Below are 14189 nucleotides of genomic sequence, written 5' to 3' on the forward strand. Positions count from 1 at the left end.
TGATAACTAATTTAAAATGTAACCTAAAAACTCTTTAATCCGTCTACGCGCAAATTTACATTCCCTTCTGCAAAAACTACTGAGTAAATATGTTTGGGTGTTAAATATACTTTGTCCGGCATGATATCTGTAAGTGTTCCCTTAACAAGTACACCATCTATGATTTTAAAATTAGAAAGTGCAGCCTGGATTGTCTTCTTCGCATCTGTGATCTGGTCACCTACGGGAACCACCATTTTGTTTTCCATCATCCTGCTAAACTGACCTTGTAATAGCCAGCCAGCGGTTTTGACAATAGTATTTTTCGTATCCAGGTCATAATCAACTCCTTTCAAAGACAGCTTCTGTGTTGCAGGATCGTAATGGGGGACGCCTTTCAAAAAAATATGCCCTTTGATACTTCCGGTGAGGCCTGCCTTTATTACAAGTTTGTCGTTCTGTCCATACATTTCGATAGAAGTGACTTCAACATTGTACTTTCCGCCTAAAAATGAAAATTTTTCTCCCGCAAACCGGGCTGTTGCCAACCGTGCCGCTTCCTCATATGATACGAGGCTGATCAACCCTACCCTGAAATTTTCTGGCACCTTGTCAACAATAGCAAGATTGGGCAGTTTTGGTACAGGAGGAATAACGGGTTTGCTGGCGGAGGTAATGGTTTGGGTGAATCCCTTTATCCCGATAACAGACCGTAATATATTATTTTTTGACAGCAAAGGTGTCATGACTATTGCCGTCGGGGAAATGACCAGCCAGGTATCAAATTCTTTGGAAAGCAATACAGGCTGATGCGCAAGCTGCCACGCAACCGCTACACTTTTCTTGAGCTCAATGTTTGCAGCAACCTGATCATCAATAGCTTTTGTGATCTTATCAAAATTCTTATTAAGCAAACGGCTGGCCATACTCTTAATCGGAATCCGGATACCTGCTACTTTTACATTCGGGTCAGTAATCCAGTCATAGCTGTCAACATAGGTATCCGAATGGATCTGCCAGTCGGGAGAAATTCCGATTTTGGATATAAGCCTGATGCGTATAGAAAATTCAGTGTCTTTATAACCGGACATTGTAATTCCGAGCGGGCTAACTTTATAACCGGCACTCACCCAAATCTTTAAAGGTATTTCAAATAAGAATGAGGAATCAATGGCAACGACTTTTATAGGGCTTATTTTCCAGACTTTTGCCTTAAGATTATCATTATCCTCATCCTCATAGCTGTTGTCTTCATAAATCAGCCCTTTGATTTTTGCATTGATCTGAGCTTCCAGTTCAGAAATCGGAATCTCTACCGGAACATTTAGTACTGATAAATGCTTTTCGCTCTGAATTTCTTTATCCGAATATTTATATTCTTCCATAGGTGCCTTAGGCGTAGTACTCGTTGAACGGCATTGCCATTGACTCAAAACAATGAATATCAACAATAAAACCAATCCAGGTTTTTTGATGATGTTACTTAATTTTAACAAGTGTTGCACCGTATCCGAATTTTTCCTTTTGAGCGTCTTTGTAATACTGGACATGCTGGTTTTTGCTCAGCCTGCGATGTAATTCTGTACGAAGCACCCCACTACCCGATCCATGGATAAATGTGATTTCCTCCATTCCATTCGCAACTGCCCTTTCCAGGCTGTTTTCAAATGTCGTCAGCTGAATTTTCAGCATTTCATCATTTGAGAGCCCTGAAAAGTCTTTTTTTATTTTTTCTATATGCAGATCAATAACATTTTCCGGTTTTTCCAACGCAGGTTTTTCAGGTATATTTTTCTCAATTTCCGCCCCGCCCATCAAACTTGTCCGCAGGTTCTGAGAAAAATCAGGATTGGAAGCCGGCTCTTCTTTTTTCAGGTTTTCTTCATCCAGCTGATAAACAAATGCTTCTCTCCCTAAAACCGGAGCCTGTCCTTTACTTTTGTAAAAGGATTGCGCCCTGCACTTCATTTTCTTAAAAAGCGGTTGTGGCAATATATGTTTTCCTTCTCTATAATACAGGATTTTAAATTCAAAAACCGGCCAGCTTTCAAAATCCTTCATCAGAAGTTCAGACAATTTATGCGAACTACGCGGTTGCAATACACCTCCTGCCAAGCCGTTCGGAACAGATTCATCCAATGCTGTTGCACTGAAAGGAAGAGTCCAGTCCGTATTATTGATCAGATAAGCCGTCAACGCACGATCATTAATGGATGCAAAAGCCAGATAAATTCCTTTTTCAGCAAAAACGGGCGAGCGGGAAACGATTTTATCACTTTGGCTGGCAATCTTCTGTAAATCACCGGCTTTCACCATTCTCTGGGATTCCATTGGTGATATGGTTACGATTTCGTTCCTTAAAACAGGAATCCTGAAACCGTCTTCAATTTCAATTTCAACAACATTTCCCGGTAAAAAAGCATATATAACACCTTCCTCGCGTCCATGGACCAGTCTTACTTTATCTCCTATATTCATATCTGTTTGGCTTTTAGCGGTTGGCAAATAGCCATGCGGCGGACCGCCTTTAACTTACGCTGTGATTCTCAAAATTACATTAATTCTTTACCTTACTGACTGCTAAAAATATAAAGGTTTCAAATCAATACCATTTTTACTTATTTGAAACGCCGGTGCCGGAATTTTAATTGAATTAGCCATAAAACAGATTGCCCGAATGGTTTTATTTCGTGTTTTGATCTTAGTCAGGTCAATATCAAGTGATAAATAATACTGCCGGTATGGACGGTATCCTAAGGTTATACTTTTATCTTTTTCAGAACTCACCATATTATTGATTCCATAACCAACTGAAAAGCATAACCAGGCAGGCCATTGACTATTTTTAAAAAATGATTTTGGGCTTGCAGAATACCAGTAGGTTTGCCCGTTATAATCCTTCAGCCACCTTTCCGAATAGTTAGAACCTAATAATTCTGGCCTTACGGCAGCGAGTGAGGTATAATGGAAAGAAAATTTGGGATGGATGCGTATTTCATCCCAAAGCGCAATTTGCCCCAGAAAAATTACCGAACCAGTAATATTGGCAATCATGTCGCCTGGTGAAAAACCATAATCAGGCGAAAAACCATCCAGGATTTCTATCGGCGTCTGGAAAATGATACCGGAAACTGCTCCGTAAATGAGCATTTGTTTTTTAGAAATTCCGGTTTTCTTATAAATCTCCGCAGTGTGGCGCGCAATCTGGTAAGATGTGTAAACGTGCCCCATTTTGTCCATTTGCAGCCATTCGTATGTATCGTCTTTTACGCGGAACTTCGTAAGCGGGTTTTTATACCATGATTTACTCAGGCCATATATACTACCCAAATATAAAACAGACTGTCCTGCAAATATGGTTCGGAGCAGTTTATAATCAGGGGTTTTGTTAAGGGTAGTATCAACCCGTATGCTATCAGCCTGGGCTGAAACAAATTCACAATTAACAAGTAAAATGAGGGCCAGCAGAATCGATTGAAAACTTAAGCAAGTGAGCTTGTAACTCTTATTTTTTTGTTGATGACAAATATTATTCACTAAAAAACAGCCTTTAATATCCACCATGGTACTTTCTTAATCCCCATTCAATTCCCATCAAAATGACTAACAGGAAAAATAACCATTTCAGGTGTATCAGTTCTACCATTTCTTCGGAGCTGTCCAGGCGATCGGAAGGGCGATTTTGCTTTAATTTCTGTACAAATTGAGCCAATGATGTTGATGGAACAAATTCTCCTCCTGTATTCTTGGCAAGTTCACGCAGCATACCAAAATCAGCCGTGGTATTGTTCATTTCCAGATCCGCATTTCTAATTACAAACTGGCCGTTCACTTTTTCCAGCCCCGCTCGTAATGAAGCAGAAGCCTGAAATCGGTAAACACCTTCACTCAAACCACTGATATTAAACCTTGGATTTTCGGCACTATGTGTATAAGTAAACTGACGGCTTTTTCCTTTTTCATCAGTAATCATAAGCTTTACTTCCTGACCGTAAATCTGTTCGTAAATATCATTGTACACTTCCGTCTGGAAAACAACCTGTTCACCTGCCTCAAATTCCGCACGAACGGGATATACCCGGAATTTCCGTTTGTCTTCCCTTACCGATAATATCTGGATCAGTTTCTGGAAAAGATTGTCGACCACATCCTGTTTGTTTGTAAGGGCATATTCTTCCTGGCGCCATTGCCACAATCCTTCTCCAGCCAAAACTGCAATTTTTTGTTCAGCGGTAGTATTTAAAATTAAAAGTGGTTTGCTGGTATTCAGTGTTCCAACCTTTTGGTATAATATGGTCTCAGTTCCTGATGACAGATTATACTCACCAAATGGAACTGAAAGAGGTGGCAACCGTTCCATTAGTTTCAGACTTTCAGCATCCAGATTCAGCATGTGAAAGGAAGGGTTATATCTGGCCGTCACTTTATCAGTCTGCCCGTTCATAGCACTGATCGTCAACGACCTGTTCAATGTATTTACTAATGGTACTGCCGACTGGTTCCCCAATATGTACAAAATAGGGGTTTTTGCATCAATAAACTTACGAACCATCGCATTTCCCTGACCTAATACATTAGGAACCTGATGCAGGATAACCAGGTCGTATGGCTTACTGGTAACGGGCAAATTGCCCGAAATAGTCAGGATCTGTACATCCAGGTCATAATTATCATTGCTTTCAATCAGGCTTCGCAGTGCTTTTATATCCGGATGCGGCGTTAGCGCGAGTAACAGGATCTTTTGTCGGCCATCAATAATATCAATGTAAATTTCCCTTTTATTATTCCGGGTTGAAGATTCACCCGCAACTGAACCCAGTTCAACTGTATAATGCTGAACTCCTTTTTGGGATGACGTTGTTTTGAAATCATAGCTTTTAAAGAAAGAAGCCTTATCAATCAGCACTTTCTGGGTTTCTATGATCCTGCCATTCTGTTTCAGGGAAACCGTCGTTGTTTTCCCGGCAAGGCCATTCGCAACAATTTCAGCTTTTACAGGAAAATCATTACCTAAATAAGCAACACGGTTACTGATCACATCTTTAATACTAATGTCCAGGTCCGGTATGGTATCCCCGACTGCCAGTGTATTGACTTTAAATGGATAACGGCCAAAAGCAGGTGAAATTCCCTGATTTACAATACCATCAGAAAGAAGCACAACATCTGTGAGATTTCTTCCTTCAAAATTACTTTTAACAGTCTGCAATAAGCCTGACAAATCTGTTTTATTCTTATCAAATCTGATCGAATCCGCTTCGTTATTCTTAACCGGCCTATCCAGAGTTTGTATACTTACTTCAAATCCTGCGGTAGTCAGTTCCTGCGCAGCGGCGGATACATTCTTCAATTGCGCTGCCGCATAACTTTTAACCGATTCTGAATTATCAATCGCAAACACTACTTTGGCTTTATCGATAGTAGTTTCTGTTTTCCGGATCAAGGGACTTAGCAGTAAAAAGCAAATAGCCGTTACAGTAAGCCCACGCAGAAAAGCAAGTCCATAATTCAACTTCTTACCCCATGAAGGAACAGGCTGATACAACAGCCATGCATAAGCCGCTCCCGCAAGCAAACAAAAAATGATAAACCAGTAAGGAGTTTGAAAAAGAAGTTCAGAACGCATATTGAAAAAAAGCAGTTTTCAGTAAGGCAGTAGTCAATATAGCAAGATACAGCAAAACCGGTTACTTTTTACTGCAAACTATGCATTAGCCGTTGTTAAACTTTCATAAAAAATTTTAGGTCAGCATACCGCCATCTACCTGAATAACTTGTCCGGTAATGTATTTGGAAAGATCCGACGCTAAAAAAATACATGCATCAGCCACTTCTTCAGGTTGTCCGCCACGTTTCATTGGTATGGACTGTTTCCAGTCTTCCACTGCTTTTGATTCGATTGCACCGGTCATTTCTGTTTCGATAAAACCAGGTGCAACCGCATTAGAACGGATGTTACGTGATCCTAATTCAAGTGCAACGGATTTGGTAAAACCAATAATTCCGGCTTTTGAGGCTGCATAATTGGCCTGTCCGGCATTTCCGCGTATCCCAACTACCGATGTAATATTAATGATAGAACCACTTTTGGCACGCATCATCGTCTTGGTTGCAGCCTTGGTCAGGTTAAAAACAGATTTAAGGTTGATGTTGATAACTGTATCCCAGTTTTCTTCACTCATACGCATTAGCAAACCATCACGCGTAACGCCTGCATTATTAATCAGAATATCGAGCTTACCAAAATCAGCAACTACATCAGTAACCAGTTGGTCAGCAGCCTGAAAATCAGATGCATCGGAGCGATATCCTTTTGCTTTAATTCCAAATTGTTCCAGCTCCTGAGCCAGAGCCTCCCCTTTTTCCACACTGGACAGATAAGTAAAAGCAACATTAGCGCCTTCCTGTGCCAAACGCAAAGCAATAGCGCGTCCTATACCACGTGAGGCCCCGGTAACCAAAGCCACTTTATTTTCTACTAATTTCATTTGTTAAGATTTGAAACATTTAAGCTTAAGAATACCGCTATAATTTAGTCGTGTATCCGAAACGGTGAATTAACGATTGGCAAAAATAGAGTATTGTAAAGAGATGGGCAAAAAAGACGGTTTTTATTGATTTCTTTTAGGTTTAAATATGAATAAATATTCTATTATACTTTCAGAATGGATTTTAACCCACTATGCATAACCATTAATCCTCTTTCTCTGCCAGAATTCCTCCATTCCCAAAACCTTCCTGGCATTGTCTTTGTTCGATAATTATTAGTTTAACTTACGAAATGGCTGAAACAGGTCAGAAAAAAATTTATACAAAATGGCAGAATTAATTAAAACGGCACTTATTACCGGAGGTTCAAAAGGAATTGGATACGGTGTAGCAGAAGTGCTGATTAAAGAAGGTATACGGGTTGCAGTTACAAGCCGGACTAAAAAAAGTGCTGACGAGGCCGCCGCTTCTCTTAATAAAATCAAGGAAGGATATGCATTAGGTATTGAATCCGATGTGAGAAACCTGGAATCACAGGAAAAAGCTGTGGCTGCGGTACTTGCTAAATGGGGACAACTTGATTACGTAATCGCCAATGCTGGAGTTGGCCACATGGCTCCAATTCAGGAATTAACTGCTGAGCAATGGCACGAAACTATTGACATTAACCTGACCGGGGTGTTTTTCAGTGCCAAAGCATCTCTTAAAGCACTAACAGAAACGAAAGGATATTTTATCACTATTTCGAGTCTGGCGGGAACAAACTTCTTTCCAAATGGAACAGCATACAATGCGAGTAAGTTCGGTGTGGTAGGCTTTTCACAAGCTATGATGATGGACGTGCGAAGCGCTGGTATTAAAGTAACAACCATTATGCCCGGATCCGTTGCAACTGAGTTTGCGGGACATGAGCCTTCTGAAAAAGACGCATGGAAAATCCAGCCCGAAGATATTGGCCAGATCGTTTCCGACCTGATTAAAATGCCTGCCCGTACGTTGCCTAGTAAGGTTGAAGTACGGCCATCAATTCCTGGAAAATAATTGTTTTAGAGTTAAAAAAGAGGGGAGTAAGCTGTATTACTTCAAACAATAACATCAAAAACCTTCACGATTAACATAAAAAAGTGTGTCTTCAAACGAGGACACACTTTTTCAATTACCAGAATATAATTATCATATTTAAGAAGCTTAGCTGAACACTTCTCTGAATAGTTTCAGGCTTTTAGGAACTGCTGTGCTTGCATCTTCTTTCCCTTCCATCTCCAGGGATACGTATCCTTTGAAATTTGCTTTCCTGAGGATCGCAGCAATTTTCTTATAATCGAGGTTCAGGTCATAATAATGCCCTCCTCCATAATATGTTTTGGCTTGTACAATAGTTGCGTAAGGTGCCAGTCGTTCAAATTGCGGATAAGGATCTCCCACAAAATTACCTGTATCCACATTCATACCCATAGCAGGCGAAGAAGACAATGGTTTATAAATTTCCAGCAGGTAATCAATATTGGATGATAATCCCCAGTGATTTTCTATAGCCAGGATTACCCCCGCTTTTTCGGCTGCAACCAGGCATTCACCGTATGAATCTATACACCATTTAATAGCGTCTTTGTCTGTATAACCTTCGATTGGTGGTTCCTGGCCATCTTTGTAATAAGCAGCATCGCGCGGTTTAGTCCGCCAGCTGCCTGTGTTCATACGAACACAAGGAATGCCCATCTGCGTAGCCAGATTAATGCAGCGAATCGTGTGCTCCACATCTTTCTTGCGGTCTTCTGCTTTGGGTTGTACAAAACTCTGATGAATTGAAAGCATCGGAAGTGACAAACCATTGTCAAAAGCCAGGCGTTTCAGTTTATTCATGTAAGGAATAGTCTCATTATCCATTTGGCGGTGTAATATTTCAACACCATCAAAACCCATACGCGCGGCATCTTCAATCACTTTTTCAACAGGGTATTTTTCTTTCTGAAAATGCCAGTAAGAGTAGGTGGAAACAGCCAGAGGAATTCTTCTTGCAACAGGAGCCGGCATAGGTTCAGCTGATGCTGCCTGTAATGAATTCCCTGCCAAAAGTGCAGCCCCGGCCAATGCGCTGGTTTTTAACCAGTCTCTTCTTGAAGAATTATCCTCTTTGACAGATTGTTTTAAGTTGAGCATAAAAGATGATTTAGGAATAGAAATAACGGTCAAAGTAAAAAAAATCCCCGAAGTTCTTTGCGAGCATCGGGGAGATTTTTTTAAGGATTTTGTTTCAAAACGGCTGAGCCCATAATATCTATCTGCGCTTGTGGAATCGGGAAGTATTCACTTTTCCCTTTTACAAATGTTGCTCCGGTCAGATAAGTTCTTTTCTTACTTTCCTTCGCAATGTAAGCGTTCAATACTACGTCTGCATTTCCCCAGCGAACCAGGTCGAAGTGACGGTGGCCTTCCATAGCCAGTTCAACACGACGTTCAAAACGCACTGCTTTTCTTGCATAATCCTGACTTGCAAAAACAGGATATGGTTTTACCAGATAATTGGCTGCATTTGTTCCGTCCGCTTTTTTTACGACCTCGGTAGCAGCACGTGTCCTGATCTGATTGACAATTGACAAAGCAGTTGCCAGATCATTTTCTTCTACCGCGATTTCAGCACGCATCAGAAGAATATCAGCAAAACGCAAAGCACGGTAGTTATTAGAATTGGCACGTGGAGACTCTGCACCAGCGTTTTCACCGCTCGCAGCAAAAAACTTTTTGAAAGTATAGGGTCCTGCAAAGCTCTGGTCACGGATCCAGTTTTTTCCCGGATGTACACCCCAGTTAAGAAAAGGCAAGCCTCTGCGTCCTACCGTCCAGTCTAATCTTGGATCCAATGTTCCGTCATATGGAGTGAAAGGATCGCTTGAAGCAAGGCCTTCGTCATTTTTTACATCAACATCATTGAAAGTATCCAAAAGAGGCAAACCACCTGCATCCGTTTTAAATGCATTAACCAGATTTTGTGAAGGCTGGTAAAATCCGCAGCAACCGCCCGGGCCAGATCCATATGGAAAGTTCAGGTTATCGCCCCAGCTTCCGTTTTCTCCACTCCCACCATCAGCAACGGACATCTGTACTTCAAATACCGATTCACTGTTATTTTCAGTTGCGATTCTGAAATTGTCGTGATAGTTTGCTACCAATGCAAAAGGGCCGTTTGTAACGACATCAACAAGCAAAGGTTTTGCTGCTGTATAGTCGCTTTGATACATATGCACTTTCGCCAGATAGGCCTTTGCGCTCCATTTGCTTGCTCTTCCAACCTGTGCTTTTGTAGCAGAAAGGTTATCAACCGCAAACTGGAAATCAGCTTCAATCATCGGCCAGATGTCTTTATCGTTCGGCAGGTTGATATAATCTGTCACCGTCTCATCCACATAAGGAACCATGTTCCACATCTTTTTTGCTTCGAAATGATACCAGCCGCGTAGAAATCTTGCTTCAGCAGTAGCTTGTGTTTTTTCAGCTTCGTTCATATCCGCTGCTTTGCCCACCAGGCGCAACACATCATTGGAACGCGAAACACCATCATACAAGGCAACCCATTTTTCATTAAAACCACCAATATCCGCCTGCTGAATGTATTTTTCAATAGTAGTGATCTGGGCAAGGTCACCCACGTCACTTCCTTTGTAGCCATCATCCGATGCAACGGTTCCATAGATCCAGTTACTCACTGCCGAGAAGTAAGTTCCGCCAGAACCTACACCGTCCAATAAGCTATATGCACCGATCAATACTGCATTAACACCCGTTTTGGTTGAAAGTAAGGTTTCGTTTCCTACACCAAGCGGAGTAGTTTCCAGAAATTTATCTTTACAGGAAGTAACTATTCCCATGCAGACTAATGCTGTAAATACTAAAATTTTCTTTTTCATATTTTTTCGATTCTAAAAATCTATAATATTTTTTATTAAAACCCGAAGTTGATGCCAACCTGATACATTTTAGATCTTGGATAGTTACCCTGATCCACACCCAATACAGTAGTTCCCGGCGTTGAACCAACAGATGTAACCTCAGGATCAATACCGCTGTATTTAGTGATAGTAAACAGATTTTGTCCCTGCACATAAATACGCGCGCTGGTCAGACCCATTTTCGATAAAGCTTTCGTTGGTAATGTATAACCGATGGTCAGGTTTTTCATTCTGAAGTAAGAACCATCTTCAACAAAATAGCTTGATGGCTGCTGGCTTCTGCTGTCATTGGCATCCAGTATCGGCAATACTGCATCCGGATTTTCAGGAGTCCATGAATCATTCAACATACGAAGACTTCTGTTACCGGCCTGATTGTTAAAGTCAGTCCAGCGTTTTACCATATTGATAATGCTGTTGCCTTTTACTCCCTGGAAGAAAGCAGAAAGGTCGAATCCTTTATAACCCAGGTTCAGGTTAATTCCGTAAGTAAAGTCAGGATGTGGATTTCCAAGGAATTTTCTGTCTGCATCAGTAATCGTACCATCACCATTGGTATCGTGGTATTTATATTTACCCACTGCTGCATAGCCCGGATATTTCACTCCACCGTCCACTTCTCCCTGATTCTGATAGATTCCATCGATTTGCAAACCGTAGAAAGAATACAATGGCATTCCTGCAACTGAACGCGTCCAGGTGTAACTACGGATTGTTGGCCCTAAAAGAACTGCGGAAGCACTGTTATTCAACTTTACAACATTGTTTTTGTAAGCTGAAATATTGGCACCAATTCCGTAAGTAAGATCACCATTCAGAGCTTTGTTATTAAAATCAATGGCTAAGTCAATTCCCTTGTTGTTCATTTCACCAACGTTTACGAAAGGAATTACTGCAACTCCCTGTGTAGCCGGTAAACTTACCTGATACAACATATCAGATGTAGTACGGTTATACAAATCAAGATTAAGACCAAACATTCCTTTCAGGAAAGTCGCATCAATCCCAACGTTAGTCTGCGTTGTAGTTTCCCATTTTGCATCCTGGTTTCCAAATGCCTGCGTATCAAATCCGGCCTGAACAGAACTGTTTGAACCGTCGATTGCGTAAGAAGACTGGTTTAGCGTGGAACGGTAAGTACTGAAACCATTATAGTTCCCGATTTCCTGATTACCTGTTTGTCCCCATCCTCCCCTTATTTTCAGATCATCAATCCAGGTCAGCGGTTTCATGAATTCTTCTTCTGAAAGCCTCCATCCTGCACTGAATGCAGGGAATGTACCATAACGGTTATTTGCTCCAAAACGTGAAGAACCATCACGTCTTACAGTTGCTTCCAATAAATAACGGTCTTTCAATGCGTAGTTTACTTTTCCGAATATGGAGAAAAGCGACCACTGATAACCTGCACCCGTATTGTTAATACCAGCCGATCCTGCACTCAGATACATATACTGTGGATCTTCTGAATAAAACGTAGTACGGGTTGCAGAGAAATCTTTTCCTGAACCTTTAATAGCTTCCGTTCCTGCTAATACATTCAGTTTATGGATTGTTCCAAAAGTTTTGCTGTAATTCAGTGTGTTAGACCAGGTCCAGTTCACATCATAGGCATAAGCATTTGTCAACGCGTTATTTGATTCAATTTCTGCTTCTTCCAAGTCCAATAAGGTGTAAGCAGTTCTGTTGGCATTGGTAAAGTCAATACCAATACTTGTTTTAGCTACCAGGTCTTTAAAAACATCAACTTCTGCGTACGCATTTCCAAAAGCCCGGAAAGTGTTAACTGAGTTGTTTCTGGTACGGTACAATTGCGCAACAGGGTTTGTAGCCGGTCCGAGACCTGATGCACGTGTAGCAGCAAAATTACCCATGATGTCATACACCGGAATGATAGAAGGAATACGGAATCCATTTCCGATCGGGTTTCCATCCTGGTTGTTGGTTGTACTTCCGGTACCGTTATTACTGTAATAACCTTTGTTTTCAGTATAACTTACTTCCAGATTTTCTCCGAAACGGATTTTCTTTTTGAATAGAAATTCCGTGTTTGAACGCAAAGAATATCTGTCAAAAGACGTATTTTTTAGTATACCATCCTGTTTGAAGTAATTCAGGGAAAGCGCATATCTTCCGGTTTCGGTTCCACCCGTTGCTCCTACGTTATACTCCTGAATAGCAGCGTTACGAAGTATTTCTTTTTCCCAGTCTGTTCCCTGCTTATTTGCTTTAACAATCTGGTAAAATCCTGTACGATTGTAATTATAAAGAGATGGATCAGTTGCAGGATTTCCCTCAGATAAACCATATTGTGCCCCGGCAAGGATATAGTCAGGAACCACTGCACTAGCACCATTACCATACTGTGGATGCGAAGGATTTCCGTTTGTAAGTACACCTGCATTTTTACGCTGTGTCCAGAGAAGATCACCAAATTGCTGCGGATCAATAATAAGGTCCAGGTTCACTTTCCCGGTTTGAACACCAAAACGGCTGTTAAAAGTAAACTGAGGCGCGCCTGCTTTTCCTTTTTTAGTTGTAATGATAATTACCCCATTAGCTGCACGCGATCCGTAAATAGAAGCCGAAGAAGCATCTTTCAATACCTGCATCGATTCAATGTTGTTTGGGTTGATGCTGTTCAGTCCGCCTTTTGTTGGCACACCGTCAATCACATACAAAGGATCATTGTTGTTAACAGTACCAAATCCACGGATACGGACAGTAGCTTCACCACCCGGCGTGTTGTTGGATGTAACAGTTACACCGGCTACTCTTCCCTGTAATTGCTGCGCAACGTTTGGTGCCGAAACTTTTGTCAGTTCCTTGGCATCTACGGTTGATACCGCTCCGGTAATGTCTCTTTTGGATTGAGACGAATAGCCGGTTACAACCACCTCACTTAAAGATTTCACGTCGGACTGAAGCGTAATATCTACCTGAGATCTGTTGGCAATATTGATTTCCTGGGTTAAAAAACCAATTGAAGATACAACCAATGTGGTACTTCCGTCTGGCAGGTTAAGAGAAAACAAACCATCTGCATCAGTTGTAGTTCCTACGGCACTACTGCCTTTCAAAACAATAGTAGCACCTGGTATAGTAGCTCCTGTTGCATCAATTACCTTTCCTTTAACCGAAAAATCGGCGGAAAGCATCGTATTGGCTGTTGCTTCGGAATGAGTAGGTAACGTACCCGTCGGCTTAGCAGATAAAGCCGAAAATTGGATATTGGTTACAACTACCATTATGAGACTGGTTCTCACAATTTTAAGCAGGTAACTTCCCCGGTAAAAGGTTTTTTTCATACTTTTGTTTGTTTTGTAAATGGTAAAAAATTGGCAAAATAATTCCCTTGTCCTTTTCAGGATATTCTGAGCTTAGCGGCATAGAGTGGGGATTTTAAATTGGGGTGGATGATGCTGGAACATCATTCACCTTTTTTGTTTATTCAAATGTTATGGGATTTAGGTTTATACTAGCTGACGGATTTATAATCGAATTTATTTTCTCAGTGAGAAGCGCATGGTATCATAAGTTACAATCGCTTTTAATAAATAGGGAAATAGTGTGTAGAACTACACCTTCATAACCAAAAGTAGGCAATACATGTTTTATATAAAATAGTGTATTGCATTTTATTAGAATAACAAAATTTTATTGTTTTATTCTACAAATTCTCATTTGAAATTCAATACAAAATTTTCTTAAACAGAACTGTGCTAAGAATGGAGCACAACAAGCCGAATTATTTTGAGCCTCGTAAATAAGTAT

At 40.9% G+C, this 14189-nt stretch carries 9 protein-coding genes; 1 reads left to right on the top strand and 8 read right to left on the bottom strand.

From position 1 onward, the window contains the following. Positions 1 to 23: 23 nt before the first annotated feature. From KZC02_RS09375 to fabG, 5 genes are all read right to left on the bottom strand, one after another. Entirely contained in the window at positions 24 to 1364 is a 1341-nt protein-coding gene (locus KZC02_RS09375) for a DUF4403 family protein (protein WP_221393864.1), read from the bottom strand. A gap of 94 nt (positions 1365 to 1458) precedes the next feature. Then, positions 1459 to 2457: a DUF2027 domain-containing protein gene (locus tag KZC02_RS09380; RefSeq protein WP_221393865.1), complete on the bottom strand. Its 999-nt coding sequence runs from the start codon at positions 2455 to 2457 to the stop codon at positions 1459 to 1461. Positions 2458 to 2559: 102 nt separating this feature from the next. Further along, on the bottom strand, positions 2560 to 3309 hold the full coding sequence (locus KZC02_RS09385) for a DUF2279 domain-containing protein (RefSeq protein WP_229254114.1): 750 nt from the start codon (positions 3307 to 3309) through the stop codon (positions 2560 to 2562). Between the two features lie 220 nt (positions 3310 to 3529). Next, positions 3530 to 5605 carry a VWA domain-containing protein gene (locus KZC02_RS09390; protein ID WP_221393867.1) on the bottom strand — a complete coding sequence of 692 codons (2076 nt, stop codon included), beginning with the start codon at positions 5603 to 5605 and terminating at the stop codon, positions 3530 to 3532. Positions 5606 to 5720: 115 nt separating this feature from the next. After that, positions 5721 to 6467, bottom strand: a complete 747-nt coding sequence (gene fabG, locus KZC02_RS09395; protein ID WP_221393868.1) for a 3-oxoacyl-[acyl-carrier-protein] reductase — start codon at positions 6465 to 6467, stop codon at positions 5721 to 5723. Positions 6468 to 6795: 328 nt separating this feature from the next. Between fabG and KZC02_RS09400 the strand changes: the two genes are divergently transcribed. Next, the gene (locus KZC02_RS09400; protein WP_221393869.1) at positions 6796 to 7509 is read left to right on the top strand and encodes an SDR family oxidoreductase; all 714 of its coding nucleotides are present in this window, start codon (positions 6796 to 6798) and stop codon (positions 7507 to 7509) included. Positions 7510 to 7656: 147 nt separating this feature from the next. Here the strand turns inward: KZC02_RS09400 and KZC02_RS09405 are convergent, their stop codons facing one another. The 3 genes from KZC02_RS09405 to KZC02_RS09415 form a co-directional block, all read right to left on the bottom strand. Beyond that, positions 7657 to 8628: a sugar phosphate isomerase/epimerase gene (locus KZC02_RS09405; protein WP_221393870.1), complete on the bottom strand. Its 972-nt coding sequence runs from the start codon at positions 8626 to 8628 to the stop codon at positions 7657 to 7659. Positions 8629 to 8708: 80 nt separating this feature from the next. Beyond that, on the bottom strand, positions 8709 to 10373 hold the full coding sequence (locus KZC02_RS09410) for a RagB/SusD family nutrient uptake outer membrane protein (RefSeq protein ID WP_221393871.1): 1665 nt from the start codon (positions 10371 to 10373) through the stop codon (positions 8709 to 8711). A gap of 35 nt (positions 10374 to 10408) precedes the next feature. Further along, complete coding sequence (locus KZC02_RS09415) at positions 10409 to 13723, bottom strand: TonB-dependent receptor (protein WP_221393872.1); 3315 nt, start codon at positions 13721 to 13723, stop codon at positions 10409 to 10411. Positions 13724 to 14189 lie beyond the last annotated feature (466 nt).

It is taken from the genome of Dyadobacter sp. NIV53 (genome assembly GCF_019711195.1).
GTDB lineage: Bacteria > Bacteroidota > Bacteroidia > Cytophagales > Spirosomataceae > Dyadobacter.

What these genes read in the sequence shown, in the direction of transcription:
- KZC02_RS09375 (WP_221393864.1), bottom strand. Translation starts at nt 1,364, where the DNA reads ATGGAAGAATATAAATATTCGGATAAAGAAATTCAGAGCGAAAAGCAT.
- KZC02_RS09380 (WP_221393865.1), bottom strand. Translation starts at nt 2,457, where the DNA reads ATGAATATAGGAGATAAAGTAAGACTGGTCCATGGACGCGAGGAAGGT.
- KZC02_RS09405 (WP_221393870.1), bottom strand. Translation starts at nt 8,628, where the DNA reads ATGCTCAACTTAAAACAATCTGTCAAAGAGGATAATTCTTCAAGAAGA.
- KZC02_RS09390 (WP_221393867.1), bottom strand. Translation starts at nt 5,605, where the DNA reads ATGCGTTCTGAACTTCTTTTTCAAACTCCTTACTGGTTTATCATTTTT.
- KZC02_RS09410 (WP_221393871.1), bottom strand. Translation starts at nt 10,373, where the DNA reads ATGAAAAAGAAAATTTTAGTATTTACAGCATTAGTCTGCATGGGAATA.
- fabG (WP_221393868.1), bottom strand. Translation starts at nt 6,467, where the DNA reads ATGAAATTAGTAGAAAATAAAGTGGCTTTGGTTACCGGGGCCTCACGT.
- KZC02_RS09400 (WP_221393869.1), top strand. Translation starts at nt 6,796, where the DNA reads ATGGCAGAATTAATTAAAACGGCACTTATTACCGGAGGTTCAAAAGGA.
- KZC02_RS09415 (WP_221393872.1), bottom strand. Translation starts at nt 13,723, where the DNA reads ATGAAAAAAACCTTTTACCGGGGAAGTTACCTGCTTAAAATTGTGAGA.